The following is a 26,479-nucleotide window of genomic DNA, read 5'->3' on the forward strand; positions in this document are numbered from 1 at the left end:
CCTAGAACTCCAGCTCGGCGCTGAAGTACAGCACCCGGCGTTCGTCGTAATTGTTGTCGACGAAAGTGGTCGGTTCGTTGTCGAGCCGTTGTTGCAGCACGCCGGCCAGTTGCAGTTGCGCCTTGCCCAGCGGGAGGCGTTTGGCGATGCGCGTGTCGACCCGTTCGAAGCGGTAGCCATTGAGCGCGTTGTCGCCGTAATAGAACAGGGCGCTGTTCCAGCCATGGCCCCAGTCGCGCAGCCAGCCGGCAGAACCGCTGTTGCGCGAGGTGAATTGCTGATCCAGCGGATTGCTCGCTTCGGCGTCGACGAAGGCGTAGGTGAAGCGCAGGCGATCGATCATGCTCAGACGCCAGTCGAGCTGGGTTTCGGTGCCGCGAAAGCGTGAGCTGTTGGCGTTGCTGGCGATGTATTGGTTGTTGCGCAGTGGCTCGCTGATCATCCCGGTGATTTCGTCGTAGAACAGCTTCACGTCCACGGCCAGCCCGAGTTCGGCGAAATAGCCGTTGTAGCCCAGTTCGCGCGAGCGCATGTGTTCCTGATCGAGATCGCCCGGGCCACGGGTCTTGACGAAGTAGCGCGCCGAGGACTGACCGTAGGCCGAGGGCCGCAGGTTGCTCACCTGATAGCTCCAGTTGACGTTGTTCTCGAACATGTCCGGCGAACGGATCGCCTCCGAGTACACCGCGCGCAGGCCATGACGCGGGTTGATCAGATAGTTGACCGCAAATCTGGGCGTCAGCGAACTGCCGATCAGTTGGGTGTTTTCGAACATTGCGCCGCCCTGCAACAGCCAGTGTTCGCTGGCGCGCCACTCCAGTTGGCCGAACGCGCGCCAGGTGGTGTCGTCCAGTGTGCCGTTGAAGTAGGTTTCGGAATCGGCCCGGTCATAACGATAGTTCATGCCGCTGACCAGCCGCAGGCTGTCGGACAGGCTGAGGGTGTCCTGCAATTCCAGGTCGTAGCGCGACTCGCGGGCGCTTTGATCGATGTCGCCACACAGGGTCTGGCTGGCACCGTTGCGCCATTGGTCGAGCACCTGATTGGCCAGGGCCATTTCCTGTGGCGTTCCGGCTTCCGGGCCGGGGCCAGTGAAACGGGTGATGTTGCGCGCGAGGCGTTCGGTGTAGTTCGGGTTGAGCTGCCACAGCTGGGTCAGTTGCGGGCTGAACGACACTTCGGCATCGCAGGCGCGCCACACTTGCTGACGATCCCAGTGCTGGGCCGAACCTTGTATATAAAGGCTGTGTTCGGGATTGATGTCGAGATTCCAGCGCACCGAACCGGCGTAATCCTTGGCGACCACGTCGGAATTGTTCCCGGCAGCGGTAATCCCCGAGAACACCGGGCGGTAGGTGTAGGGCCGCTGATTGCTGCCGTCCTTCGCGTTGATCTGCCAGTCGAGGCTCTGGTTGTCGCTCAGGGTCTGGCTGACGGCGAGGCTGAAGCGGTTCAAGCGGCGGCTGTCACGGTAATCGGCGCCGGTGCGGTCGCTGTCGAAGCCATCGTCTTCCTGGCCGGACAGCGACAGACGCAGGTCGCCGCCATTCCACCCCGTGCCCTGGCTGGCATAGAAGTCGTTGATGCCGCGCTGGCCTCGGGTGACCTTCAGGCGCGTGCCGTGGCTGTCCGCCGGGTTGCGGGTGATGATGTTGACCACCGCCATCAGCGCGTTGGCGCCGTAGCTGACGGTGTTCGGCCCCCGAAAAACCTCGATGCGTTCGATGTCTTCCATGGCCACCGGAATGTCGCTCCAGTCCACCGTGGCCAGGCCTGCGCGGTACACCGAGCGGCCATCGATCAGCACCTGCATGCGCCGCGCTTCGCTGGCGTTGGTCCCGTGATAGTTGACCGCCGCCTGATTGCCGCTGATGTTGCCGACCATCATCCCCGGCACCAGCCGCAGCAACTCGCTGATGTCCCGCGCGCCACTGGCACTGATCAGCTCACTGTCGATGACGGTCATGCTCCCCGGCACTTCCGCCGGCGTCTGTTTCAGGCGCGTGGCCGTCAGCACCTGCGGCAGCGTTTCGCTGTCGACAAACAGGTCGTCCGCCTGCAACACCGGGCTGAACAACAGCGCCAGCAACAGCGACGAACGCGAAGGGGCAGAGGCAAAAGACACAACACAGCCTTGATCACAAAGAATTGGCGCGCATGTTAACCGAGGACAGTGACTTTTCCAGTCACGATGCGGGCATTTTCCTCGGTTTTATTGGTCTTCTTCCTACAAGTGCCGGTAATTGACGCAGGGGCTGGCCGCGCTTCGGTCGCCCCGTATAATGCCGGCATCGTCACTGGTATGGATTAACGGATTGCATATGACTGAACAGCGCCCGATTGCGGTCCTGGGAGGCGGAAGTTTTGGTACCGCCGTGGCTAATCTCTTGGCCGAGAACGGCCATCAAGTCCGGCAGTGGATGCGTGACCCCGAGCAGGCCGAGGCCATCCGGGTCAACCGCGAGAACCCGCGTTACCTCAAGGGCATCAAGATTCTGCCGGGGGTGACTGCCGTCACTGATCTGCAGGAAACCCTCGACGCCTGCGAGCTGTGCTTCGTCGCGCTGCCCTCGAGCGCATTGCGCACGGTGCTGGCCGCCCACGCCGAGCGCCTGAGCGGCAAGATGCTGGTCAGCCTGACCAAGGGTATCGAAGCCCACCCCTTCAAACTGATGAGCCAGATCCTCGAAGAAATCGCCCCGCAGGCGCGCATCGGCGTGCTGTCCGGACCGAACCTGGCGCGGGAGATCGCCGAGCACGCGCTGACCGCCACCGTGGTCGCCAGCGAGGACGAAGATTTGTGCAAACAGGTGCAGGCGGCGCTGCACGGTCGCACCTTCCGTGTTTACGCCAGTGCTGACCGATTCGGCGTCGAGCTGGGCGGCGCACTGAAAAACGTCTACGCAATCATCGCCGGCATGGCGGTGGCGCTGGAGATGGGCGAGAACACCAAGAGCATGCTGATCACCCGCGCACTGGCCGAGATGACCCGGTTTGCAGTGAATCAGGGCGCCAACCCGATGACCTTCCTCGGTCTGGCCGGGGTAGGGGATTTGATCGTGACCTGCTCGTCGCCGAAGAGCCGCAACTATCAGGTCGGGTTTGCCCTCGGTCAGGGCTTGAGCCTCGATGAGGCGGTGTCGCGCCTGGGCGAAGTGGCCGAAGGCGTGAACACCCTGAAGGTGCTCAAGGCCAAGTCCCAGGAGGTGGGCGTGTACATGCCGCTGGTCGCCGGGCTGCATGCGATCCTGTTTGAGGGGCGCACGCTGGAGCAGGTGATCGGTCTACTGATGCGGGCCGAGCCGAAAACCGACGTCGACTTTATTTCCACCAGCGGTTTCAACTGATTCAACAGGAAGCGAGCCATGAACGATCCGAAAACCGAAGCCAAGTACGAATCCATTCTCCTGCGGGTGCTGTGGATGATCGTCTATGTGCTGGTCTGGCAAGTGGCGCAGTTCATCCTCGGCGCCGTGGTGCTGGTGCAGCTGATCTATCGTTTGATTTATGGCGCGCCGAGCGCCGGCCTGATGAATTTCGGCGACAGCCTGAGCCAGTTTTTGGCGCAGATCGGCCGTTTCGGCAGCTTTCACAGCGACCAGAAACCCTGGCCGTTCGCCGACTGGCCAACCCCGCGTACTCCTGAAGGCGAAGCACCGCACGCCGTGCCGCCAGCGCCGCACCCGGCCCGCGATGAGGAACCCAAGCTATGAAACTCTGGGTGTTGCGTCACGGTGAAGCGGTGCCTTATGGCTCGTGCCCTGACTCCGAGCGGGAACTGACCGATCACGGTCGTCAAGAAGCCTTGAAGAGTGCGGCCCGGCTGATTGGTCAGCCGCTCACGGCGATCTACGCCAGTCCTTACCTGCGTGCGCAACAGACCGCACAGATTGTCCGCGAAGCCCTGGGTTTCGAGCCGGAGATTCGCACGGTCGGCTGGCTGACGCCGGAGAACGATCCGGACAAGGTGGCGGATCAACTGGTGTCGGTGAGTGATGTGCTGCTGGTCAGTCACAACCCGTTGGTGGGCAATCTGCTGAGCTATCTGCAGCATGGCGCCGGGTATCCGCCGGAGAAGGTCGGCACTGCCGGTCTGGCTGAGCTGGAAAGCCCTGAACTGCTGATCGGCTCGATGACCCTCAACAGCCTCAAGCATCCCTGACGCTGATTCCTTGTGGGAGCGGGCTTGCTCGCGAATGCGCTGTGTCAGTCACTGTAAATGTCACTGATAGACCGCATTCGCGAGCAAGCCCGCTCCCACAGGGCCCTCATTTTCAGCTGAAATTATTTGTTGGAATTTTCCAACCAAGCACTTGCTTGGTTGACTACGCTTGCTCCAGACCAAAAAAACAGGAGCGAGTCGCATGTCTGCCGCATTCCGTTTGCCGCTGGACGTGTTTTACGAGCGTGAGGCCCGGCACCCGCGCCAGCGTTTTCTGGTGCAGCCCATCGGCGGCGGGCAGGTCGAGACTCTGACCTGGGCCGATGTCGGTCATCAGGCCCGTTGCGCCGCGCACTGGCTGCGCGCGCGGGAACTGCCGCAAGGCAGCCACATCGCACTGATCTCGAAAAACTGCGCGCACTGGATCATTGCCGATCTGGCGATCTGGATGGCCGGGCACGTCTCGGTGCCGCTGTATCCCAACCTCACGGCAGACTCGGTGAATCAGGTCCTGACGCATTCGGAAAGCGTGCTGGCGTTCATCGGCAAACTCGATGACTGGCCGGGCATGTCGGTCGGTGTACCGGCGGATTTGCCAACCATCAGTCTGCCGCTGCATCCTCCGGGCGAGTTCGCTTTCAGTTGGGACGACCTGCAACGCAGCTCGCCGATCCAGGACGATCCGCGCCCGGCTGCCGAGCAACTGGCGACGATCATTTACACCTCCGGCACCACCGGCCAGCCCAAAGGCGTGATGCATAGCTTCGCCAATCTCGGTTTCGCCACGACCCACGGCACCCGGTTGTTCGGGCTCAATGAGCATGACCGGCTGCTGTCCTACCTGCCGCTGTGTCATGTCGCCGAACGGATGTTCGTCGAGCTGGCGTCGATCTACACCGGGCAAACCGTGTTCTTTGCCGAAAGTCTCGACACCTTTATCACCGACCTCAAGCGAGCACGACCTACCGCGATGTTCGGCGTGCCGAGAATCTGGACCAAATTCCAGATGGGGGTGTACGGCAAGATCCCGGCTAAACGCCTGGATTTCCTCCTTGGCCTGCCGTTCATTGGCAAACGGGTCGGGCGCAAGGTGTTGGCGGGGCTGGGGCTGGATGCCTTGCGCGTGGCGCTGTCCGGCGCGGCACCGGTGCCGCAGACCCTGCTCGACTGGTATCAGAAACTCGGCCTCGATGTGCTGGAGGTCTACGGCATGACCGAGAGTTGCGGCTACTCGCACATCTGCCTGCCGGGCCAGTACAAACAGGGCTGGATCGGCAAGCCATGTCCGGAGGTCGAGGTGCGGATCGACGAGTCCGGAGAGGTGCAGGTGCGCAGTCAGGCAAACATGCTCGGCTATTTCAAGGAACCGCAGAAAACCGCCGAAACCCTCACCGAGGACGGCTTTCTGCGTACCGGCGACAAGGGCGAACAGGATGCCGAGGGGCGCTTGCGCCTGACCGGACGACTCAAGGAAATCTTCAAGACCAGCAAAGGCAAATATGTGGCCCCGGCGCCAATTGAAAACCGTTTGGCGGTGCATTCGCGAATCGAGCAGGTCTGCGTGGTTGGCGATGGTCTGAGTGCACCGCTGGGCTTGTGTGTACTGTCGGTGGTCAATCAGGAGGAAGCGCGGGGCAGTCTGCATTCGAGTCTGGAAAAACTGCTGGAAGAGGTCAACGCCGGGCTCGACAAGCACGAGCGTCTGCGGCGGCTGGTGGTGGTCAAGGACAGCTGGGCGGTGGAGAACGGCTTTCTTACACCGACGTTGAAGATCAAGCGCAACGTCATCGAAGACACCTACGGTGCGCGGTTTGAGGAATGGAGCGCGCGCAGCGAGGTGGTGCTGTGGCAGGATTGAGCGACGATCAAAACAACAAAGGAAGCCTGCGATGACCTTGTGGCGCACCACTCCGAACATCGAGCAGTTGAATGCAATCCAGAAAAACACCATCGGCGAAGTGCTGGATATCCGTTTTGAAGCCTTCGACGAAGCGTCGCTGACAGCGAGCATGGTCATCGACCACCGCACCCACCAACCCTACGGTCTGCTGCATGGCGGCGCCTCGGTGGTGCTGGCGGAAACCGTTGGCTCGATGGCCAGTTACCTGTGCATCGATGCGAGCAAGTTCTACTGCGTGGGGCTGGAGATCAACGCCAACCATTTGCGCGGTTTGCGCAGCGGGCGGGTGACCGCCGTGGCCAGGCCAATTCACATCGGTCGCACCACCCACGTCTGGGATATCCGCCTGACCAGTGATGAAGGTAAGGCCAGTTGTGTGTCGCGGTTGACCATGGCGGTGGTGCCATTGGGCGAGCAGCCGCCGGCGCGCTGAGGTTCGATGTGCCCATAGCCATGACCGGACTGTCATCATTCCTGGCAGTTACGGTCATTGCTGCGGGGCGCGGTCTTGCGGACAATCAGCGGCATGTTTTCCGCTCATGGATTTACCGGCATGTCGCAACCGATCTTTTTCGCCCACGCCAACGGGTTTCCCTCGGGCACCTATGGCAAGTTGTTCGCGGCGCTGGCGCCCGAGTATCGGGTCGCGCATCTGGAGCAGCATGCCCATGACCCGCGTTTCCCGGCGGACGACAACTGGTACAACCTGGTCGACGAACTGATCCACCATTTACAGCAGCAGGATCAACCGGTGTGGGGCGTCGGCCATTCGTTTGGTGGTGTGTTGCACCTGCATGCGGCGTTGCGCTGCCCTGAGTTGTATCGCGGTGTGGTCATGCTCGACTCGCCGGTACTGACCCGCACCGATCAGTGGGTGATCCGCGCTGCCAAGCGTTTCGGCTTCATCGACAAACTGACCCCGGCCGGACGTACGTTGGGCCGGCGCGAAGAATTCGCCGACCTCGACAGTGCGCGCAGCTATTTTGCCGGCAAGACGCTGTTTCGCGGTTTCGATCCGGAATGTTTCGATGCCTACCTGCAACACGGGCTGCATGCGGTCGGCGACAAGCTGCGTCTGCGCTTCGACCCCGCCACCGAAATCAGTATCTATCGCGGCGTGCCGCACACCAGTCCGGGCCGCACGCGCCAATTGCAGGTGCCGCTGGCCGTGGTGCGTGGCCACAAGAGCCGCGTGGTCATGCGTCATCACACCCGATTCGTCGGGCGCCTGCCGCAGGGTGAAGCGCTGAGCATGCCCGGCGGGCACATGTTCCCGCTCGAGCGTCCGCAAGACACGGCGCGCCTGCTCAAAGAGCTGTTTACGCGCTGGGAGCGCCGCCAACAGAAGGATTGCGCATGAACCCGACCTTCGAAGAAGTGCGCCTGAGCCTGCCGCATATCGAACTGGCGGCGCACTTGTTCGGTCCCGAGGACGGCCTGCCGGTGATTGCCCTGCATGGCTGGCTCGACAACGCCAACAGCTTCGCGCGCCTGGCGCCCAAGCTCCACGGCTTGCGCATCATCGCGCTGGACATGGCCGGGCATGGGCATTCCGGGCATCGACCGAATGGCGCCGGTTATGCGCTGTGGGATTACGCCCACGACGTGTTGCAGGTCGCCGAGCAACTGGGCTGGAAACGCTTCGGCCTGCTCGGGCATTCGATGGGCGCGATCGTTTCGCTGGTGCTGGCCGGTTCGTTGCCGGAGCGCATCACTCACCTGGCGTTGATCGACGGGGTGATTCCTCCTACGGACAAAGGCGAAAATGCCGCCGAGCGCATGGGCATGGCCCTGCAAGCGCAGCTGGATCTGCGCGAGAAGCGCAAGCCGGTCTACAACACCCTCGATCGTGCCATCGAAGCGCGGATGAAGGGGCTGGTGGCGGTCAGTCGCGAAGCCGCCGAACTGTTGGCGCAACGCGGCCTGATGCCGGTGCCCGGCGGTTATACCTGGCGCACCGACAATCGCCTGACCCTGCCATCACCGCTGCGCCTCACTCAGGAGCAGGCAATGGCCTTCGTCCAGCGCATCACCTGCCCGGCGCAACTGGTGGTGGCCGCCGACGGCATGCTGGCCAAACATCCGGAGTTGCTGGAGCGTCTACCCTTTAGCCAGGAACAGTTGGCGGGCGGGCACCATTTGCACCTGAACGATGAGTCCGGTGCCGACCTTGTCGCAGACTGTTTCAATCGCTTCTTCGCCATTCCTTGACTTGCACCGGGCAACTGTCGAGGCTGGGCGGGTTGAAATGGGAGACAACCACGATGGATTTCTATACCGCTGCGAACCCGACCCGCCAAGCCATGCCGATCCGATGAGCCTGACTATGCGGTCACTCAGTCTGTTGGCGCTGTGCTGCTTCAGTTCCGTTTCGTTCGCCGCCGACGTGCCCGGCAGCCAGGATCTGCAGATCGTGCCGCGTCTGGCCGATGCGCAGATCGTCGACTATCGCCCTCCCGTGGAGCTTGAGCGGATCTATCCGCTGGGTTCGATCCGCAAGATCAGCGGCCAGTTACGCTTTGACGGCCAGGTCACGGCGCGTGGCCAGACCACCTCGGTCACCTATGAGTTACCCCCGGAGCATTCCGCCACCGAAGCCTTCACCGCCGCTCGCGAAGCCCTGCAAAAGCAGGACGCCGAGTTGTTGTTCTGGTGTCAGGCCCGCGACTGCGGCGAAAGCAGCCTGTGGGCCAATGAAGTGTTCGGCAATTCCAAGCTGTACGGCGCCGATGAGCAACAGGCCTATCTGCTGTTGCGTCTGGCCGCGCCGAAGGACAACACCCTGGTGGCGCTCTACAGCATCACCCGCGGCAATCGCAAAGCCTACCTGCATGTCGAACAGTTTGAAGCGGGCGCACCGTTGGGCGAGTTGCTGCCGACGTCGGCCACGCTGTTGCGACAGCTCAAAAGCACCGGTGAGCTGGACTTTCCCAAGCTGACCGGGGATCCGGATGACACCTGGCTACGGCTGATTTCCCGTGGCTTGAACCTCGACACCACCCAGCGCGTGACGATTGCCGGACCCAAGGCCGAGGCCTGGCGGCAGGCGCTGATCGGTCAGGGTGTGCGCGCGGCGCGGATGGAGGCGGGGAGCGCCGACGGCTCTGGCCTGCGCATCGATCTGTTGCGATAAGCTGCACCGGGCGTGCGCGCGTGGCGTGTTCGCCTACTCTTTGACGAACTGAATTCTTCGAGACTTTACATGCTCAATAACGATCGGCTGTTGGTGCAAATCCTCCTGCTGGTGCTGTTCGGTGCCAGCCTGTGGGTGATGGCGCCGTTCTGGTCGGCGCTGTTCTGGGGTGCGGTGCTGGCCTTTGCCAGTTGGCCGCTGATGCGCCTGTTGACCCGTTGGCTCAATGGCCGCGAATCGCTGGCCGCAGCCATTCTGACTCTGGGCTGGATGTTGCTGGTGGCGGCGCCGCTGGTGTGGCTGGGGTTCAACCTGGCCGATCACGTACGCGACGCCACGGTCTTCATCAAGGACGTGCAGGTCGACGGTCTGCCTGAGGCGCCGGTCTGGCTCGGGACTATCCCGTTGGTGGGCGAACGTCTGGTGGGCCTCTGGAACAGCATTGATGAGCAGGGCGCGGCGCTGATGGTATCGATCAAGCCCTATCTGGGGCAGGTGGGTAACTGGTTGCTGGCGCGCAGTGCACAGATCGGTGGCGGCATCCTTGAACTGACCCTGAGCATTGTCTTCGTGTTCTTTTTCTATCGCGACGGGCCGCGATTGGCGGCGTTCGTTCACAGCCTGCTGCAGCGGCTGATCGGTGAGCGTGCCGGGTATTACATCGAACTGGTGGCCGGTACGGTGCAGCGGGTGGTCAACGGGGTGATCGGTACGGCGGCGGCGCAGGCGATTCTGGCGTTGATCGGGTTTCTGATTGCCGGGGTTCCGGGGGCTCTGGTGCTGGGGATCGTGACCTTTCTGTTGAGTCTGATTCCGATGGGGCCACCCTTGGTGTGGATTCCGGCCACAGCCTGGCTGGCGTGGAAGGGTGAGTATGGGATGGCGGTGTTTCTCGGGATCTGGGGGACGTTCATCATCAGTGGCGTGGATAACGTGTTGAAGCCTTATCTGATCAGCCGCGGTGGGAATCTGCCGTTGGTGATTGTGTTGCTTGGGGTGTTTGGCGGGTTGATTGCTTTTGGATTTATCGGGTTGTTTATCGGGCCTACGTTGTTGGCGGTGGCTTATAGTTTGTTGACGGATTGGAGTAAGAGTCAGGCTCGGGTTTAGGCGCCCTGGTTTTTTTGGGGTTGTGGGCATATCCGTTGGTTTGGGTGTGGCGGCTGGCGGTTTCGCCCTTACGGCGAGTCACTTTTTACAAACGCCTAAAAAGTAACCCAAAACGCTTGCCCCGACGTTCGGCCCTCGCCGTGGCTCGGGTTCCTTCGCTCCGTGATTCATCCGGGGGGCATCGCCTCCGGTTTGCTTCGCTGCACCTCCTCTCGATGTGTTTGGCTGCGCCAAACGGTCGCTGCGCTCCCACCCCCCGGATGAACCCCTCCACTCAGCCTGCCGAAGGGGCCGGCACGGCAAGATCAAGAGCTGCAGCCGAGCTTGCGCTCATCCTGTTGAGTGGTGAAAAGCATGTGGTCGGCTTTTGCTTTTCTGTAGGAGCCAGCCTGCTGGCGATGGCGGCCTGACAGCCGACCAATCTGCAACTGAATGGCCTCAATCCCTGTGGGAGCTGGCTTGCCAGCGATGGCGGCCTTACAGCCAGCCAACCTCTAACTGCCTGCGCTTGATCCAATTGTAGGAGTGAGCCTGCTCGCGAAGAGGCATATCAGGCAACCAGCCTCTCACGGCCACACCCAAATGACCGTTCCCACACCGCTGCATGGAAACGATCACCCATCACGACATCATCTCAGGTCGCCACATTCAGGTATTTGCCCACCGGCGCGGCATTGTCGAGCGAGTATTGTTTGCTCAAGTTGGCAATCATCCGGTTCAGCGCTTCGCTGGTGGTCTGGGTGCTGGCGGTCTGCTCTTCGGGCGGGCGTTCCCGACCTGCTTGTAGCGCGGCTTTCAGTTCGTCGCTGCTCACGCCACCGCTGCTGTCGCTGTCCAGTACTTTGAGCAGTGCGGCACTGGTGTCGGTGCTGGTTGTCGAGGTGTTGTCGCTGGTCTGCAGGGCACTGCTCAGTTCGGTAGCGCTGATGTTGCCATCACCATCGGCATCCAGTTGGCTGAACAGTTCGTCGCTGGAGGCTTGTTGCGGGGGCGGAGGTGGGGTCAGGCTGGCGGAGAGTTCGTCCTGGCTGACGGTGCCGTCCTTGTTCTTGTCCAGGGCCGAGAATATTTGGTTGCTGTCGGCGCTGCTGCCTGCGCTGGTCAGGCCGGTGCTCAGTTCGTCGCTGCTGATGGCGCCGTCGCCATCGGTGTCGAGGGCGCTGATCAGGGCGTCGGCGAGGTCGGTGTTCGGTGCTTGATCCTGCGGAGGCGGCGGGGGTGCCATCGCGGTCATTTCTTCGGCGCTGAGGCTGCCGCTGTCGTCGCTGTCCAGATCGCCGAATTGCTTGCTCAGGTTGACCAGCAGGCCATCGTCGGATTTCTGCGACAGAGCACTTTTCAGTTCGTCCTGATCCACCGCGCCGTCGCCGTTGCTGTCGAGTTTGGCGAACAGTTCCTTTTGCAATTGCTGGCTGCGGGCGTTCTGGGTGGTGCTGCTGGTGCTGGTATAGCTCGTGTAGTTGCTGACGCTACCGATCATGGGCTCACTCCTTGGACTGTCAAACCGGTTCGCGTACCGGCTTGTGCAGACTCAAGGGGCAAGTTGTCCTGGGTATTTGGGATTTGTACCGGTGGGTATACACGATGGAGTGAACACCACTGAAACCTGTGGGAGCGGGCTTGCTCGCGAAGGCGGCCGATCATTCAACACAGAAGTCGACTGACACACCGCTTTCGCGAGCAAGCCCGCTCCCACGGGGGATAGGTGTGTTTCTTAAGTGCGCGGCAGGCGGATGATTGCGGTCAGGCCGCCACCCGGGGTTTCTTCCAGATTCAACTGGCCACCCAAACGCTGCGCTGCCTCGCGGGCGATGGTCATGCCCAGGCCGACGCCGCCGGAGTTGCGGTTGCGCGAGCCTTCCAGGCGATAGAACGGTTCGAACACCGCCTCGCGCTTGTCCTCGGCAATCCCCGGGCCGTGGTCGATCACGCGGATCAGCAGTTGCTCGCGTTGATCCTGCAGTTCGATGCGCGCCTGCCCCGCATAGCGCAGGGCGTTGTCCATCAAGTTGTTGATGCACGAGCGCAGCGCCATCGGCTGCACCTGCAGCGGTGCGCAATGGCCGCTGACGTCAACGTCGGCGCCCTGATCCTGAGCGTTTTCGCACAGCGATTCGACCAGCGCCTGTACGTCCATCAACTGCAACGCTTCGCTGGTGCGCTGTTCGTGCAGGTAGGTGAGGGTGGCGTCGAGCATGCCGATCATGTCGTTGAGGTCTTGGCGCATCTGGCCTTGCAGTTTTTCGTCGTCGATCTGTTCCAGGCGCAGCTTCAACCGCGACAGCGGAGTGCGCAGGTCGTGGGAGACGGCGCCGAGCATGCGTGCCCGTTGCTGCACCTGTTCGCGAATGCGTTGTTGCATCAGGTTGAAGGTGTGCGCCGCCTGCCGCGCTTCACGCGGGCCGGATTCGTCCAGCGGCGGGCTGTCGAGATTTTCGCTGAGGCGTTCAGCGGCGTCGCTCAGGCGCTGGATCGGCCGGCTGAGCAGTTTGGCGCCGTACCACGCGGCGATCATCAACGAGATGAACTGGAAGGTCAGCGGCACAAGCGGCCCGCCGAACCACGGACGCGGCGGGCGATGGGCGAAACGTGGATCCGGTGGTGGCCGTTGGCCGTCGACGCCCTCGGCAAACTCCGGCGGGGGCGGCGGTGGGGGTGGGCCATAGTGATGAAACCAGGCAAAGGCCAGCAGGTGCGCCAGGACGATCGCCACGAACAGCATGCCAAACAGGCGGCCGAACAGCGTGTCGAAGCGCCCTCGCATCAGCCGATGTCTCGTGCGTCGAACAGGTAACCTTCACCGCGCACGGTTTTGATCAACTGTGGGGCTTTCGGGTCGTCGCCGAGTTTTTGCCGCAGGCGCGACACCAGCAAATCGATGCTGCGGTCGAACGCTTCGATCGAACGGCCACGGGCGGCGTCCAGCAGTTGTTCGCGGCTGAGAACGCGGCGCGGGCGTTCGATGAAGACCCAGAGCAGGCGGAATTCGGCGTTGGACAGCGGCACCACCAGGCCATCGTCGGCGATCAACTGGCGCAGGACGCTGTTCAGGCGCCAGTTGTCGAAGCGGATGTTGGCCCGCTGTTCGGTGCGATCGTCACGTACCCGGCGCAGGATGGTCTGAATCCGCGCCACCAGTTCCCGAGGTTCGAACGGTTTGGCCATGTAGTCGTCGGCGCCCAGTTCGAGGCCGATGATGCGGTCGGTGGGTTCGCAGCGGGCGGTGAGCATCAGGATCGGGATGTCCGATTCGGCGCGCAGCCAGCGGCACAGCGACAGGCCGTCTTCGCCGGGCAACATCAGGTCGAGGACCACCACGTCGAAATGCTCGGCCTGCATCGCCTGGCGCATGGCCGCGCCGTCGGTGACGCCGCTGGCGTGGATGTTGAAGCGGGCCAGGTAGTCGATCATCAGCTCGCGAATCGGCACATCGTCGTCGACGATCAGCGCGCGGATGCTCCAGCGCTTGTCGTCTTTCTGCTCATCAATCACGGTCGTTTGGGTGTTGTGCATGGGGCTGTTCATCTGCCTGTAGGCCCGCCAACCACAAGATGGGCGCGAGGTGGTGGTTTCAGCATAGGCGTCCGGCCGTAAAGCGGGAAGTGCTGATGTAAGGACGTGTTGCGGCTGGCGAGGCTAGCGCGCACGCTTGTTGGCCGCGTGTCGGTTGTGTATCGCATTCGACACAATAACGCCGCAGGCTAAGCTGATCACGCCAGCGGCGACGATTTACCGATCATCGGGTGCCGCGCCGCCGCCGCTTCCGCTACAATGCGCGCCGATTTCGACTTGCCTGAGAGCCCATCCATGTCCGCCTGCCAGACTCCTATCATCGTCGCCCTGGATTTCCCTACCCGTGACGCCGCACTGAAGCTGGCCGACCAGTTGGACCCGAAACTGTGCCGGGTCAAAGTGGGCAAGGAACTGTTCACCAGTTGCGCCGCGGAAATCGTCGGCACCTTGCGTGACAAAGGCTTCGAGGTGTTCCTCGACCTGAAATTCCATGACATCCCCAACACCACTGCGATGGCCGTGAAAGCTGCTGCCGAGATGGGCGTGTGGATGGTCAACGTGCATTGCTCCGGTGGCCTGCGCATGATGGCGGCCTGTCGTGAAGAGCTGGACAAGCGCAGCGGCCCGCAACCGTTGCTGATCGGCGTGACCGTGCTGACCAGCATGGAACGTGAAGACCTGGCCGGCATCGGTCTGGATATCGAGCCGCAGGAGCAGGTGCTGCGCCTGGCGGCACTGGCCGAGAAGGCCGGGATGGACGGTCTGGTGTGCTCGGCGCTGGAAGCCACCGCATTGAAGTCGGCGCACCCGTCGCTGCAATTGGTGACTCCGGGGATTCGTCCGGCGGGCAGTGCGCAAGATGACCAGCGCCGTATCCTGACGCCACGTCAGGCGCTGGATGCCGGTTCCGATTATCTGGTGATCGGCCGTCCGATCAGCCAGGCGGCAGATCCGGCCAAGGCACTGGCTTCGGTTGTGGCCGAAATCGCCTGATCAAACACGCAAGATCCAACAATGTGGGAGCGGGCTTGCTCGCGAATGCGGTGGTTCAGTCGAAATTGATATCGACTGACACGGCCTCTTCGCGAGCAAGCCCGCTCCCACAGTGGTTTTAGGGTGTTGTCGAGTTAAGTTTCAGACCTTCAGCACCAACTTGCCGAAATTCTCCCCGCTGAACAACTTCATCAGCGTCTCCGGAAAGGTCTGCAGACCTTCGACGATGTCTTCCTTGCTCTTGAGCTGCCCCTTGGCCATCCAGCCGGCCATTTCCTGCGCGGCGCTGGCGTACTGTGCGGCGTAGTCCATCACCACAAAGCCTTCCATACGTGCGCGGTTGACCAGCAATGACAGGTAGTTGGCCGGGCCTTTGACGGCTTCCTTGTTGTTGTATTGGCTGATGGCGCCGCAGATCACCACCCGGGCTTTCGGGGCCAGGCGGCTGAGCACTGCGTCGAGGATGTCGCCACCGACGTTATCGAAGTACACGTCCACCCCTTTCGGGCACTCGCGCTTGAGTCCGGCCAGTACGTCCTCGTGTTTGTAGTCGATGGCGCCGTCGAAGCCCAGTTCATCGATCAGGTATTTGCACTTGTCGGCACCACCGGCGATACCGACGACCCGGCAACCTTTGATCTTCGCGATCTGCCCGGCAATGCTGCCCACCGCACCCGCAGCCCCTGAAAGAACCACGGTGTCGCCAGCCTTCGGTGCGCCCACGTCGAGCAGGGCGAAGTAAGCGGTCATGCCGGTCATGCCAAGGGCGGACAGATACACCGGCAGCGGCGCCAGTTTCGGATCGACTTTGTAGAAACCTCTGGGTTCGCCAAGGAAATAATCCTGCACGCCGAGGGCGCCGTTGACGTAGTCCCCGACGGCAAAGCCCGGATTGTTCGAAGCGATGACCTGGCCTACGCCCAAGGCGCGCATGACCTCGCCAATCGCCACCGGCGGGATGTAGGACTTGCCCTCGTTCATCCAGCCGCGCATGGCCGGGTCGAGGGACAGGTATTGGTTTTTCACCAGTATCTGGCCTGCGCCCGGCTCGCCGACCGGGACTTCCTGATAAGTAAACGTCTCACGGGTCGCCGCGCCCACCGGGCGTTTGGCGAGGAGGAACTGGCGATTGGTCTGGCTGGTCATGGCAGGCACTCGAACTGAATGAAGCCTTGTTGATAGACCCTCGACGCCAATGCTGCAAGGTTGGCTGATGCGGCGAATGCGCAATGATCCAGTGCAGTGATAGTCCCCCGACAGGTTTTATCACTGCGACGGATGAAGGCATAAACAGCCTTCTGATAGTGCTGACGGCGCGCGCGCCCCGGTGGCTATGCTGCGACTCTGCAAATACCTCCTGCATCTCTCCCTTCGAGGACATAACAATGAGCATGACGTTTTCCGGCCAAGTGGTCGTAGTCACCGGAGCGGCCAACGGTATCGGCCGGGCGACCGCCCAGGCATTCGCCGCCGAAGGCTTGAAAGTGGTGGTGGCCGATCTGGACGCGGCAGGGGGCGAGGGGACGGTGGCGCTGATTCGTACAGCCGGTGGCGAAGCGACCTTCGTGCGCTGCAACGTTACCGTCGAAAGCGAAGTGAAGAATCTGATGGACGAGGTGATCAATACTTACGGTCGCCTGGACTACGCCTTCAACAATGCCGGGATCGAAATCGAGCAAGGCAAACTGGCCGACGGCTCGATGGACGAGTTCGACGCGATCATGGGCGTCAATGTCAAAGGCGTGTGGTTGTGCATGAAATATCAGTTGCCGTTGTTGCTCGCTCAGGGCGGCGGAGCGATCGTCAACACCGCGTCGGTGGCGGGGCTTGGTGCGGCGCCGAAGATGAGCATTTATGCGGCGTCGAAACACGCAGTCATCGGCCTGACCAAATCGGCGGCGATCGAATATGCGAAGAAGAAAATTCGCGTCAACGCCGTCTGCCCGGCAGTGATCGATACCGATATGTTCCGTCGCGCCTACGAGGCCGATCCAAAGAAAGGCGAGTTCGCCAATGCGATGCACCCGGTGGGCCGCATCGGCAAAGTCGAGGAAATCGCCAGCGCCGTGCTGTATCTGTGCAGTGATGGCGCGGCGTTCACCACCGGTCATTCCCTGGCCGTGGATGGCGGCGTCACTGCTTTCTGACGTCTTGCCGCAAGTCCCAGGAAAACCCGCCTTCGTGCGGGTTTTCTCGTTGTTGCCTGTCAGTTCCGTGAAACCATTAAACAATTTGTATCAAGCGGTTAGAACGGTCGCTTTTGACGGCGTTGTCGCACAGCCTGCAGGACGTGGCTGTGATTTACTGCCGCCAGCAAAACGGACAGGAGTTTGCGTGCTCATGGAATTGAGAATTGACCGACAGGCAATGGTGCCGGTCGTACAGCAGATTGTTGATGGCATGACCGAGTGGATCTCGCGAAGTGGTGTGGCGCCGAGCACGCGGCTGCCCTCCGTCAGGCAGATTGCGCGCGCCAATCTGCTCAGTCAGTCGTGTGTGGCGGAGGCCTGCGAGCGCTTGGTGGCGCAAGGCATTCTGGCCTCGCGCCAGGGCGCCGGATTCATGGTGGCCGCGCACGGCAGCGGGTTGCTCGGAATTGACTGCGGGCCGGCAGAAAACTGTTTGAAGCTCGGCGAAGGTGGCTTGCCGCAAAGCTGGCGGGAGTCCGATGACCTGAGTTACGCGATCCGTGAGGTGGCCCGTACCGACATGGCGAGCCTGTTCAATTACAGCAGCCCGCTGGGGCTGCCGGCGCTGCGCGAGCAGATCGTCAAGCGCCTCAGGCTGATCGGCGTCCAGGCCCGGGAAGAACAGGTCCTGACGACTTCCGGTGCCAGCCACGCGCTTGATCTGCTGGTACGCACGCTATTCAAGTCCGGGGATTGCGTTGTGGTCGAGAGCCCCGGGTACGCGCCGTTGTTCGAGCTGTTGCGCCTGCATGGCGTGCAATTGCTGGAAGTGCGTCGCACCCCGAGCGGGCCTGATCCTCAGGCGCTGGAGACGCTGTTGAGGCAATTTCGGCCGGTTGCGATGTTCATCAACAGCCACCACCACAATCCCACCGGCTCGTGTCTGACACTGGGCGTGGCGCAACAGATCCTGCAGTTGTGCAACGCCCACGATGTGCGCGTGATCGAAGACGATGTCTACGCCGACCTGCACAATGGTAACGGCACACGCCTGGCGGCACTCGATGAGCGAGTGATCTATGTCGGCAGTTTTTCCAAGACGCTCAGCAGCTCGCTGCGCGTCGGGTTCGTGTACGCCGAACCCTCGCTGATTGCGCGTCTGGCGCGGGTCAAGATGATCAGCAGCATGGGCTCCTCGAGCTTCAACGAGGCGGTGCTGGCCAGTCTCCTGGCCAGTGGCGCGTACCGCAAAATGGTCCAGCGTCAGCGTCAGCGCCTCAATACTGATCGGATTGCCGCATTACAGGCGTTGGAAGATGCCGACTGGGAGGTTTTCGGCAAGCCGTGCGGCGGGCTGTTCATCTGGGCCCGCGCACCGCTGAGCGATTTTGCCCGCTTGCACAGTCAGGCGCAGTGCAGTGGCGTGCGCCTGTGTGCGCCGGGGGCTTTCAGTCCGAGTGGCGAAGTCGGTGAGTGGCAGCGAATCAATGTCGCCTATGCCTGTGATCCGCGCGCCCGACAGTTTTTTCGCAGCACCCGTGTGAATCGACCTCAAGCGTTCTGAAAACGACGCGTGCGTAGCTTTTTGCCATTATTCCGACGCCAGAGACTTGTGCTGCTCCATGGCCGTTGCGAATCTTCGGCAACAGACTTTGGCAGGGGACTAAGCGCAATGATTTCCGCCGTGCAAGGACGTTTTGCCAACCTCGGTATGGCGAAGAAACTGGGTATCGGGTTCGTGCTGGTGCTGCTGTTGACTGCGCTGGTGGCTGCCATGGGTGTCTGGTCTTTGCAGACCATCAGTCATCGTTTCGATGGGCTGAAGCAGATGTCGTCACTCAACAGCGCGTTGCTCAAGGTGCGACTGCTGGAGCAGGACTATGCGCTGCACAGCAACCCGAAAACCGTCGATGCCTTGCACGAAGGCGTCGACGGTTTGCTGGCCCAGGCGGCGCAACTCAAGGCGCAATCCCCGGCCAACGTGGCGGTGATGGGCGATGTCGAGCAGGCATTGGGTGCCTATCGCAAGGCTTTCGATGAGTTCGTCTCGCTGACCCAGGCCAAGGATCTGGCGCTGGAAATGGCCAGTTGGTCGGTGTCCAGCGTGGCCAACAACCTGGATGTGCTGCAAGCCGGGCTGGCCGATGATGGCGCGTATATCTTGAAGGACACCGAAGGCAAGGACGGTGCGCAGTTCATCGAACAGGCCAGTCAGGTCAGCCAGGTGTCGCGGTTGATGCTGCAGGCGATGAACGAGGCGCGGATTCGTCTGGACCAGAGCCGCAAGGGCGATGCCGACAGTGCCGGCAAGGGCAATATCGAGCAGGCCGCTCAGGCCCAGGCTCAGGCCGAGCAGTTGAAGACCACGGTCAAGGATGAGGGCTACCTGACAGTCCTTAATGAGGTGTCCGGGCACATCGCCGGTTTCAACGACAAACTCGCCGAGTACACCGGCCTGCTGGCCCAGGAAAAAACCGTCTACGAACAGCTGCACCAGCGCGCGGCGCAGGTGATGGAGCGCGTGGATCAGGCGTATGGCGCAGAGGATGGCGCGATGCAGGCGGAACTGAAGAAGAACTCGGTGTTGATCATCGGTTCTTCGGCGCTGGCATTGCTGGTCGGGCTGATTGCCGCGTGGGTCATCACTCGATTGATCGTCGCGCCGTTGCGCAGTGTGATGCGGGTTGCACAGCAGATTGCGGCCGGGGATTTGAGTGCGAGGGTAGAAGTTACCCGTCGTGATGAAATTGGCCAGCTGATGCTGGCGATGCAGCAGATGGGCGCCGGGCTGAGCGCGATCGTCAGCGGTTTGCAGGCGGGAATTGAACAGTTGGCCAGTTCAGCGCAATCGCTGTCCGCAGTGACCGAGCAGACCAACCTTGAGGTCAACAGCCAGAAGGAAGAAACCGAGCAGGTGGCCACGGCCATGAACCAGATGACCGCCACCGTGCATGACGTGGCGCGTAACGCCGAGGAGGCGGCGCTGGCCGCGCAAACGGCGGATGGCAAGGTCGAGAGCGGGCAACAGGTGGTGCGCCAGAGCATGGCGCGGATCGAGCAGTTGGCGGATTCGGCGACGTCGGCCAGTTCGAGCATCGAAAGCCTCAGTGCGCAAATTCAGAACATCGGCACGGTGCTGGATGTGATCAAGAGCGTGGCCGAGCAGACCAATCTGCTGGCGCTCAACGCTGCGATCGAGGCGGCGCGGGCTGGGGAGCAGGGCAGGGGGTTTGCAGTGGTGGCTGATGAGGTTCGTGCGTTGGCGCGGCGTACCCAGCAATCGACCGAGGAGATCGAGCGGCTGGTCAGTGCTTTGCGTTCGGCAGCGCATTCGTCGGTGCAGCAGATTCAGAGCAGTGGTGAATTGGTGAAGCTGGCGGTCAGTGATGCGCTGCAGACCGAGAGTGCGCTGGGCAGTATTGCGGCGGCGGTTTCGTTGATTCAGCAGATGAATCAGCAGATTGCGGCGGCGGCGGAGGAGCAGAGTTCGGTGGCTGAGGAGATCAATCGCAGTGTGACGAGTATTCGCGCGAGTGCGGATCAGTCTTCGATTGCGATGCGGGGGAATGCGGTTTCGAGTGTTGAGCTGGCGCGGTTGGGGGGAGCTCAAGGGGATGGTTGGGCATTTTCGGCTTTGACTTGGCGGCCTCTGGGCCGACCATGTTTTGGGGGGATTGGGTTGCTTATCCGTTGCTTCGGGGGTTGCGGCTGGCGGTTTCGCCCTTACGGCGAGTCACTTTTGCAGACGCCCAAAAGTAACCAAAACGCTGGGCCCCGGCGTACGGCCCTCGCTTAGGCTCGGGTTCCTTCGTTGCGGGATTCATCCGGGGGCATCGCCTCCGGTTTGCTTCGCTGCACCTCCTCTCGATGTGTTTGGCTGCGCCAAACGTCGCTGCGCTCCCACCCCCGGATAAACCCCTCCACTCAGCCTGCCGATGGGGCCGGCACGGCAAGATCAAGAGCTGCAGCCGAGCTTGCGCTCATCCTGTGTAGGAGCTGCCGAAGGCTGCGATCTTTTGATCTTGATCTTGATCTTGATCTTGTGGGAGCTGGCTTGCCAGCGATGGCGGCCTGACAGCCGACCAATCTCCAACTTAATACCCTCAATCCCACTGTGGGAGCGGGCTTGCTCGCGAAGGCGGCCTGACTGCCAACCAATCTCTAACTGAGTGTTCGCAATGGCAGTCAGCCCATCACCCACAAAAAAGCCACCTCTCGGTGGCTTTTCTTCAGCTCTCGACAATCAGTCGTAGATCACTTTCTTTTTCCAGTCCGCATCGGCTTCGACTTCCTTGAGGCCTTCGGTCAACTGGTTCACTTCGCCTTCGACTGGAGCAATCTTGTCCATGACCTGGGCGTTGGCGCGGGCCAGCAGTTTTTCCAGGTATTGCAGTTGTTCCGAGTACATCTGCGGGTCTTGCTGTTTGCGCAGGTATTGCACGCCGCGTTCGAAGGCGAGGCGGGCCTGGCCGGGCTGGTTTTGTTGCAGGGATTGTTGGCCGAGGTTGTTGAAGAATTCGATGTGCAGCAGGACCAGGATGTGGCGGACTTCTTTGATCCAGTGTTTGGCTTCGTTTGGTGGCAGGAAGCCGTCGTGGGCGGCGCGGGTGATCTGGCCGTGCAGGGCTTCGAGCAGGAAGCGGACGTCCTTGGCTTTGGCTTCGGTCAGGATCGGTGCCGGTGGGTTGTTGACCGGGATCGATTCGCCCTGGGCCACCAGTGCGCTCAGTTCGGTGATTCGTGCTTTGGTCGTGGCGCTGGTTTTTTCCAGGTTCAGCAGGCGCTGGCAGACGTTCAGTTCCAGACGGGTCAGCAACAGCTTGAGCGCCGGGGTCATGAACTGGCCGGGGAAAGTTTCGGTCAGTTCGCCGCAGCGGCGCAGGCGATCGTTGAGTTCGATCTTGGTGCGGGCCTTCTCCAGTTTGTTGTTTTCCACCACATGGTTCATGTAGCCAATGGCGATCAGAATTGCGATCCCGGCTACGACTAGCAGGGTGATCATGAGTGGTGTCACCGGTAAGACCTCTTTATAGGGTTCGCGTGCGAGTTTAGTGGCTGGGCATTTAGGCGCCTAGCGCCGCTCGACGAGTTGGATCGGCAGCTTCAATCTGTATCGGCTGCGCACTGCTTATATGAATGCTGGCGCTGGAAGTGCAGATTGCCATCACTGAGCGGTGGACTATAGCGTCTTGGCGAGTGGCGGAATATAGGCGTCAATCGTCGGGCGACGGAAAACCCCGAATGCTCCCGTAAAGCAGGTCGAAGTCATTGATTTAAATAAATTTATATTCGGGGGTTGACGACCTCTCAAACCATCCATAGAATGCGCGCCACTTGCAGCGTAAAGCACACAGCGAAACGCCGCAGGGAGTGAATGTTGTAGCGTGTCCCCTTCGTCTAGTGGCCTAGGACACCGCCCTTTCACGGCGGTAACAGGGGTTCGAGTCCCCTAGGGGACGCCAATGCGGGAATAGCTCAGTTGGTAGAGCACGACCTTGCCAAGGTCGGGGTCGCGAGTTCGAGTCTCGTTTCCCGCTCCAATTTTAAACGGCACTGCCTTCGGGCGGGGCTGAGTGAAACCAGAGCCAAGTCTTCGGATGTGGATCTGGACACCGAAACACACACCATGTGTTCCGGGTAGCGTGTCCCCTTCGTCTAGTGGCCTAGGACACCGCCCTTTCACGGCGGTAACAGGGGTTCGAGTCCCCTAGGGGACGCCATTTGCGGGAATAGCTCAGTTGGTAGAGCACGACCTTGCCAAGGTCGGGGTCGCGAGTTCGAGTCTCGTTTCCCGCTCCAAATTCTAAAAGTGCCGCTCAGTGAGCGGCGTTTTTATTAGTGAAAGTTGTAGCCTGTCCCCTTCGTCTAGTGGCCTAGGACACCGCCCTTTCACGGCGGTAACAGGGGTTCGAGTCCCCTAGGGGACGCCATTGCGGGAATAGCTCAGTTGGTAGAGCACGACCTTGCCAAGGTCGGGGTCGCGAGTTCGAGTCTCGTTTCCCGCTCCAATTTCACAAAAACGCCGATCAGTGATGATCGGCGTTTTTGTTTGTGCAGCATTTTGCACGCCACAAAAAAGGACCTTCGGGTCCTTTTTTGTTTTCACGTCAGGCCCGCTAAATCACGGGCCCGTGTCCTATCAGAGCTTCGGCAGTTGCCCGACACGCCCCATCATTTCCGTGACGATCTGCAGGTCCAGCAGGAACTGGTCAACCGTCTTGAACTCGCCATCGGTATGGCCGGTGTATTTGACTTCAGGTCGGGCCAGGCCGAATTGCACGCCGTTCGGCAATTCATGCACCGAGGTTGCGCCGGCAGACGTGCCGAACTCGTGCTTCATGCCCAGGTTTTCAGTGGCAACTGCCAGCAGTGCTTTCACCCATTCGCCTTCCGGATTGCGGTACATCGGTTCGGCGATCGAATAGGTGAAGTCCACGGCGACGTGAGTTTTCTTGCTCCAGGCCGTGAGTTTGTCAGCGATTTCCTTCTTCAGTACCTCCGGTGATTTACCCTTCGGCACGCGCAGGTTGACCGCCAGTTTGAAGGTTTTGTCGTCCACGCCCACATAGGTCAGGGAAGTGGTCAACGGGCCCATGAACGAATCGGAGAAACCCACGCCGAGTTTCTTGCCCAGGTAATCCAGGCCCCAATTGTTGGACGCATAGCGTGCAGCGTCGGTGATCTGGTTGTGCTTGAGCGCCACCTTGCCGTCGAGGCTGTTGATGAAGTCGAGCATCCGCGCGACCGGATTGACGCCGGACTCGGGCTCGGAGGAGTGCGCGGACACACCGGTAATCGTCAGTTTGACGTCTTTGCCGTCAACCTTGGCCGCGACTTCGAAGTTGCCGCCGTGTTTTTTCGCGTACTCGTTGCCGGCCTTTTGCAGGCTCGCCGCCAGTTGGTCAGGCTTGTCGGTGACGAGGGTAGCAACCGAAACCGATGGAATCTGGTTGGTTGCCAGGCCGCCAGTCATCGAGATGATTTCTGCGCCACTGCCTTCAGCCTTGCGCAGCGGGAAGTTGGCCATGACGATGCCGTAGCCTTTTTCGGCGATAACCACCGGATAGCCGCCGTCCAGCGCCATGTTGTAGTTCGGCGTCGGGTTGTGTTCAAAGTAATACGGGATCGCGTCGCCGGAGGTTTCTTCGGTGGTGTCCACCAGCAGTTTGAAGTTGCGTGCCAGCGGCAGCTTTTCTTCCTTGATCACTTTCATCGCGTACATCGCGACGACGATGCCGTTCTTGTCGTCCTCGGTGCCGCGGCCATACATGCGGTCGCCGATCAGCGTGACTTTGAACGGATCGAGTTTGGTGCCGTCCTTCAGCACCCAGTTTTCCGGGGTGACCGGCACCACGTCGGCATGCGCGTGAATGCCCACAACTTCGTCGCCGCTGCCGTCGAGGGAAATTTCATAGACGCGGTTGTCGACGTTGCGGAACTTCAGGTTGAACGATTCGGCCAGGTTCTTGATCTTTTCGGCGATCTTGATGAACTCCGGATTGTCGTGCTGGGCCACGCCTTCTTTCTGGAAGGTCGGGATTTCCACCAGTTCGCGCAGGGTTTCGAGGGCGGCTTTGCCGTACTTCACGCGGGTGTAGATGCCCAGCAGGCGATAGATCTCGTTCTGCTGTTCGGCGGTCAGGGTCTTGTTGTCGAGAAAGCCATTGATCGCCGGGGCGAGGTTGTCGGTCTTGCTCAGATCACTCTTGGCTACGGTACCGAGAAACTGACGAAAATCGCTGACCGTCGTATCGCTGAAGGTCTTGAGGAGCGCAGCGCTTTGCTCGGGGGTGATGTTGGCCTGAGCAGGCAGGGTGAACGACGAGAGACTGGCCAGAACCAGGCTGGCAGCAGCCAGACGCTTGAGGGAAAAATGCATTGCGATGGGCATTCCTTTGCAGGCAGTTGAGTGGGAAGTGTTTGAAAGATGAAACAAATCTTTTCCAAACTAACACCGCGAAGGTGTTGAAGGGGAGCCCCTGAAGTGGGATCCGTCGCACAGAAATGCAAAAGCGGCGCACAAACGAAAAAGGCCCGATCGGCGTTCAACCGATCGGGCCTTTGCTTTGAACGCGGCTTTTACATCGACAGCACCAGCCTGCCGGCGAACAGAATCAGGATCACGCCCATGCTGCGTTCGAACCAATGGCCCATGCGCATGAACAGGGTTCGCACCCGGCTGCTGGAAAAAAACAGCGCGACGATCACAAACCACAGCGCATTCACGAAGCACATCCACACCCCGTACAGCGCCTGGATTTCCAGCGGGGTGCTGGCGCTGATGATGGTGGTGAAGATCGCCAGGAAGAACAGCGTGGCCTTGGGATTGGTGGCATTGGTCAGAAAACCGGTGCTGAACGCCTTGAACAGCGACTGCTCGACCAGTGGTTCGTCCGTGCTTTTCTCGCCCTCAAGCGTGGTTTTCGGTTTACTGCGAATCAGGCTGATGCCGAGGTAAAAGATGTACGCGCCACCGATCACCTTGGCCACCGTCAGCAACCACGGTGTGGTGTGCATCAGAGCGCCAACGCCGAGCAACGTGTAGAGAACGTGCACGGAAATGCCGGCGCCGATCCCCAGTGCGGTGCAGATCCCCACCAGTCGGCCGAAGCGTACGCTCTGGCGGATGGTGACAGCGAAGTCCGGGCCGGGAGCGACCACGGCCAGAAAGTGAATGGTGGCCAGCGCCAGAAACTCGCCCAGGTAGTTCGATAACATCTCAGCTCCAGAAGGTCAGGGGTGAAGCATTGCCGCGATAGCCGACAAAGAACGAAAGGCTCAGTCGCGGATCCGCCACGCCCGGGGTGACCGAGTGCATGCAGCGCGAATTGAACATGATGAAGTCTCCCGGTTGCGGCCGCACTTCAAGGGTCGGTGGGCCAAGCAGCGCCGGGTCGATGCCGTAACTGTCACCGCGCATCTCGTCGAACTGATCCGGGGTGATGTCGTCGTCCCACATCTGCAGCGCGCCGCCTTCGGTCGGCATGTTCAGGTAGACGTTGCAGGCGAACTGCGCCTCCAGGCTGCGGGCCTGAAAGCTGTCCGGGGCGTCTTTGGCGAAAATGTCGTGATGGGCAAGAAAGCACACGCCGGGTTTGACCACCCGTGACAGGCCGACGTACATCTTGCGGCCGTAGAGGTTTTCCAGATGGGCACCGGCCGGCCATGACTCATCGAGCATGCAGCGCAGGGTGTCGACCGGCGAGGAGTAGGGCGCACAACGCTCGCGCAGTTCGGCGATGTTACTGGCGGCGCGTTCGAAGTAGTCCTCGATCAGCAATGGCTGGTTTTCCGCCTCGTAAAACGCCATGCCGATCCGGCCGATGCTCGGCGCGTTGATGTAGCCTTCGAAGCCCGGAGCCAGAATCTTGTCGCCAATCTGGATCGCCAGCGGCTCGGGCAAAAAGCCTTTGACGCGGATGGCGAGGACTTCTTCGTTGGCCAGTTTTTTTATGCACGTCTCATCGAGACGCTCGACGTCTAGCATCATTGTTTTTAGGTCCATCTATCGATAGTCAACGGAACCAGCGAATGCGGTT

At 61.0% G+C, this 26,479-nt stretch carries 22 protein-coding genes, 6 tRNA genes and 1 pseudogene; 20 read left to right on the plus strand and 9 right to left on the minus strand.

Going from position 1 to position 26,479, the window contains the following annotated elements:
• Window position 1: 1 nt before the first annotated feature.
• On the minus strand, window positions 2-2,125 hold the full coding sequence (locus JFU48_RS15165; RefSeq protein WP_201136857.1) for a TonB-dependent receptor domain-containing protein: 2,124 nt from the start codon (window positions 2,123-2,125) through the stop codon (window positions 2-4).
• 196 nt (window positions 2,126-2,321) lie between these two features.
• Here JFU48_RS15165 and JFU48_RS15170 point away from each other — a divergent pair, with 196 nt between their 5' ends.
• The 9 genes from JFU48_RS15170 (at window position 2,322) to JFU48_RS15210 (ending at window position 10,305) form a co-directional block, all read left to right on the plus strand.
• A complete protein-coding gene (locus tag JFU48_RS15170; protein ID WP_201136858.1) occupies window positions 2,322-3,347 on the plus strand; it encodes an NAD(P)H-dependent glycerol-3-phosphate dehydrogenase in 1,026 nt (341 codons plus the stop codon).
• An 18-nt stretch (window positions 3,348-3,365) separates the two neighbouring features.
• On the plus strand, window positions 3,366-3,713 hold the full coding sequence (locus JFU48_RS15175) for a DUF4389 domain-containing protein (RefSeq protein ID WP_003227139.1): 348 nt from the start codon (window positions 3,366-3,368) through the stop codon (window positions 3,711-3,713).
• Window positions 3,710-4,162, plus strand: coding sequence for a phosphohistidine phosphatase SixA (gene sixA, locus JFU48_RS15180; RefSeq protein ID WP_103522003.1), 453 nt, complete (start codon window positions 3,710-3,712; stop codon window positions 4,160-4,162). The genes JFU48_RS15175 and sixA overlap by 4 nt, the downstream gene beginning before the upstream one ends.
• 202 nt (window positions 4,163-4,364) lie before the next feature.
• Complete coding sequence (locus tag JFU48_RS15185; protein WP_201136859.1) at window positions 4,365-6,020, plus strand: AMP-binding protein; 1,656 nt, start codon at window positions 4,365-4,367, stop codon at window positions 6,018-6,020.
• A 31-nt stretch (window positions 6,021-6,051) separates the two neighbouring features.
• Window positions 6,052-6,495: a hotdog fold thioesterase gene (locus JFU48_RS15190; RefSeq protein WP_103522001.1), complete on the plus strand. Its 444-nt coding sequence runs from the start codon at window positions 6,052-6,054 to the stop codon at window positions 6,493-6,495.
• Window positions 6,496-6,615: 120 nt separating this feature from the next.
• Window positions 6,616-7,422, plus strand: a complete 807-nt coding sequence (locus JFU48_RS15195) for an alpha/beta fold hydrolase (protein ID WP_003227131.1) — start codon at window positions 6,616-6,618, stop codon at window positions 7,420-7,422.
• Window positions 7,419-8,273 carry an alpha/beta hydrolase gene (locus JFU48_RS15200; RefSeq protein ID WP_103485471.1) on the plus strand — a complete coding sequence of 285 codons (855 nt, stop codon included), beginning with the start codon at window positions 7,419-7,421 and terminating at the stop codon, window positions 8,271-8,273. Before JFU48_RS15195 ends, JFU48_RS15200 begins: the two co-directional genes overlap by 4 nt.
• A gap of 115 nt (window positions 8,274-8,388) precedes the next feature.
• The gene (locus tag JFU48_RS15205; protein ID WP_103485472.1) at window positions 8,389-9,195 is read left to right on the plus strand and encodes a DUF4892 domain-containing protein; all 807 of its coding nucleotides are present in this window, start codon (window positions 8,389-8,391) and stop codon (window positions 9,193-9,195) included.
• Between the two features lie 69 nt (window positions 9,196-9,264).
• A complete protein-coding gene (locus JFU48_RS15210) occupies window positions 9,265-10,305 on the plus strand; it encodes an AI-2E family transporter (protein ID WP_103485473.1) in 1,041 nt (346 codons plus the stop codon).
• Window positions 10,306-10,939: 634 nt separating this feature from the next.
• Here the strand turns inward: JFU48_RS15210 and xopAW are convergent.
• The 3 genes from xopAW to JFU48_RS15225 form a co-directional block, all read right to left on the minus strand.
• Window positions 10,940-11,785: an EF-hand domain-containing protein gene (xopAW, locus tag JFU48_RS15215; RefSeq protein WP_201136860.1), complete on the minus strand. Its 846-nt coding sequence runs from the start codon at window positions 11,783-11,785 to the stop codon at window positions 10,940-10,942.
• Window positions 11,786-12,019: 234 nt separating this feature from the next.
• Window positions 12,020-13,069 carry a sensor histidine kinase gene (locus tag JFU48_RS15220; protein WP_201136861.1) on the minus strand — a complete coding sequence of 350 codons (1,050 nt, stop codon included), beginning with the start codon at window positions 13,067-13,069 and terminating at the stop codon, window positions 12,020-12,022.
• Entirely contained in the window at window positions 13,069-13,818 is a 750-nt protein-coding gene (locus JFU48_RS15225) for a response regulator (protein WP_003227123.1), read from the minus strand. Before JFU48_RS15225 ends, JFU48_RS15220 begins: the two co-directional genes overlap by 1 nt.
• A gap of 294 nt (window positions 13,819-14,112) precedes the next feature.
• Here JFU48_RS15225 and pyrF point away from each other — a divergent pair, with 294 nt between their 5' ends.
• Complete coding sequence (pyrF, locus tag JFU48_RS15230; RefSeq protein WP_003227121.1) at window positions 14,113-14,811, plus strand: orotidine-5'-phosphate decarboxylase; 699 nt, start codon at window positions 14,113-14,115, stop codon at window positions 14,809-14,811.
• A 141-nt stretch (window positions 14,812-14,952) separates the two neighbouring features.
• On the opposite strand, the gene JFU48_RS15235 is transcribed toward pyrF, so the two are convergent.
• Entirely contained in the window at window positions 14,953-15,957 is a 1,005-nt protein-coding gene (locus JFU48_RS15235; RefSeq protein WP_003227119.1) for an NADP-dependent oxidoreductase, read from the minus strand.
• 239 nt (window positions 15,958-16,196) lie between these two features.
• On the opposite strand from JFU48_RS15235, the gene JFU48_RS15240 reads away from it, so the two are divergent.
• The 4 genes and pseudogenes from JFU48_RS15240 to JFU48_RS30605 all read left to right on the plus strand — a co-directional run bounded on the left by JFU48_RS15240 (window position 16,197) and on the right by JFU48_RS30605 (window position 20,736).
• Window positions 16,197-16,958, plus strand: coding sequence for an SDR family oxidoreductase (locus tag JFU48_RS15240; RefSeq protein ID WP_003227117.1), 762 nt, complete (start codon window positions 16,197-16,199; stop codon window positions 16,956-16,958).
• Between the two features lie 193 nt (window positions 16,959-17,151).
• Entirely contained in the window at window positions 17,152-18,504 is a 1,353-nt protein-coding gene (locus tag JFU48_RS15245) for an aminotransferase-like domain-containing protein (RefSeq protein WP_201136862.1), read from the plus strand.
• Window positions 18,505-19,617: 1,113 nt separating this feature from the next.
• A pseudogene (locus tag JFU48_RS30600) lies at window positions 19,618-19,671 on the plus strand (hypothetical protein); the annotation flags it as partial.
• A 204-nt stretch (window positions 19,672-19,875) separates the two neighbouring features.
• The gene (locus tag JFU48_RS30605; protein ID WP_446739777.1) at window positions 19,876-20,736 is read left to right on the plus strand and encodes a methyl-accepting chemotaxis protein; all 861 of its coding nucleotides are present in this window, start codon (window positions 19,876-19,878) and stop codon (window positions 20,734-20,736) included.
• A 447-nt stretch (window positions 20,737-21,183) separates the two neighbouring features.
• On the opposite strand, the gene JFU48_RS15255 is transcribed toward JFU48_RS30605, so the two are convergent.
• Window positions 21,184-21,942 carry a hypothetical protein gene (locus JFU48_RS15255; RefSeq protein ID WP_177434685.1) on the minus strand — a complete coding sequence of 253 codons (759 nt, stop codon included), beginning with the start codon at window positions 21,940-21,942 and terminating at the stop codon, window positions 21,184-21,186.
• A 384-nt stretch (window positions 21,943-22,326) separates the two neighbouring features.
• On the opposite strand from JFU48_RS15255, the gene JFU48_RS15260 reads away from it, so the two are divergent.
• The 6 genes from JFU48_RS15260 to JFU48_RS15285 all read left to right on the plus strand — a co-directional run bounded on the left by JFU48_RS15260 (window position 22,327) and on the right by JFU48_RS15285 (window position 22,948).
• A tRNA-Glu gene (locus JFU48_RS15260) sits at window positions 22,327-22,402 on the plus strand.
• A 2-nt stretch (window positions 22,403-22,404) separates the two neighbouring features.
• A tRNA-Gly gene (locus JFU48_RS15265) sits at window positions 22,405-22,480 on the plus strand.
• A gap of 104 nt (window positions 22,481-22,584) precedes the next feature.
• Window positions 22,585-22,660: transfer RNA gene (locus JFU48_RS15270), tRNA-Glu, on the plus strand.
• A gap of 3 nt (window positions 22,661-22,663) precedes the next feature.
• Window positions 22,664-22,739: transfer RNA gene (locus JFU48_RS15275), tRNA-Gly, on the plus strand.
• A gap of 55 nt (window positions 22,740-22,794) precedes the next feature.
• Window positions 22,795-22,870: transfer RNA gene (locus tag JFU48_RS15280), tRNA-Glu, on the plus strand.
• Window positions 22,871-22,872: 2 nt separating this feature from the next.
• Window positions 22,873-22,948 (plus strand) — tRNA-Gly (locus JFU48_RS15285).
• Window positions 22,949-23,079: 131 nt separating this feature from the next.
• On the opposite strand, the gene JFU48_RS15290 is transcribed toward JFU48_RS15285, so the two are convergent.
• From JFU48_RS15290 to JFU48_RS15300, 3 genes are all read right to left on the minus strand, one after another.
• Window positions 23,080-24,819 carry a dipeptidase gene (locus JFU48_RS15290; RefSeq protein WP_201136863.1) on the minus strand — a complete coding sequence of 580 codons (1,740 nt, stop codon included), beginning with the start codon at window positions 24,817-24,819 and terminating at the stop codon, window positions 23,080-23,082.
• Window positions 24,820-25,019: 200 nt separating this feature from the next.
• On the minus strand, window positions 25,020-25,658 hold the full coding sequence (locus JFU48_RS15295; protein WP_003227106.1) for a LysE family translocator: 639 nt from the start codon (window positions 25,656-25,658) through the stop codon (window positions 25,020-25,022).
• Between the two features lies 1 nt (window position 25,659).
• Entirely contained in the window at window positions 25,660-26,430 is a 771-nt protein-coding gene (locus JFU48_RS15300) for a 2OG-Fe(II) oxygenase (RefSeq protein WP_201136864.1), read from the minus strand.
• Window positions 26,431-26,479 lie beyond the last annotated feature (49 nt).

The organism is Pseudomonas sp. TH49, assembly GCF_016650625.1.
GTDB classification, from domain to species: Bacteria; Pseudomonadota; Gammaproteobacteria; order Pseudomonadales; family Pseudomonadaceae; genus Aquipseudomonas; species Aquipseudomonas fluorescens_H.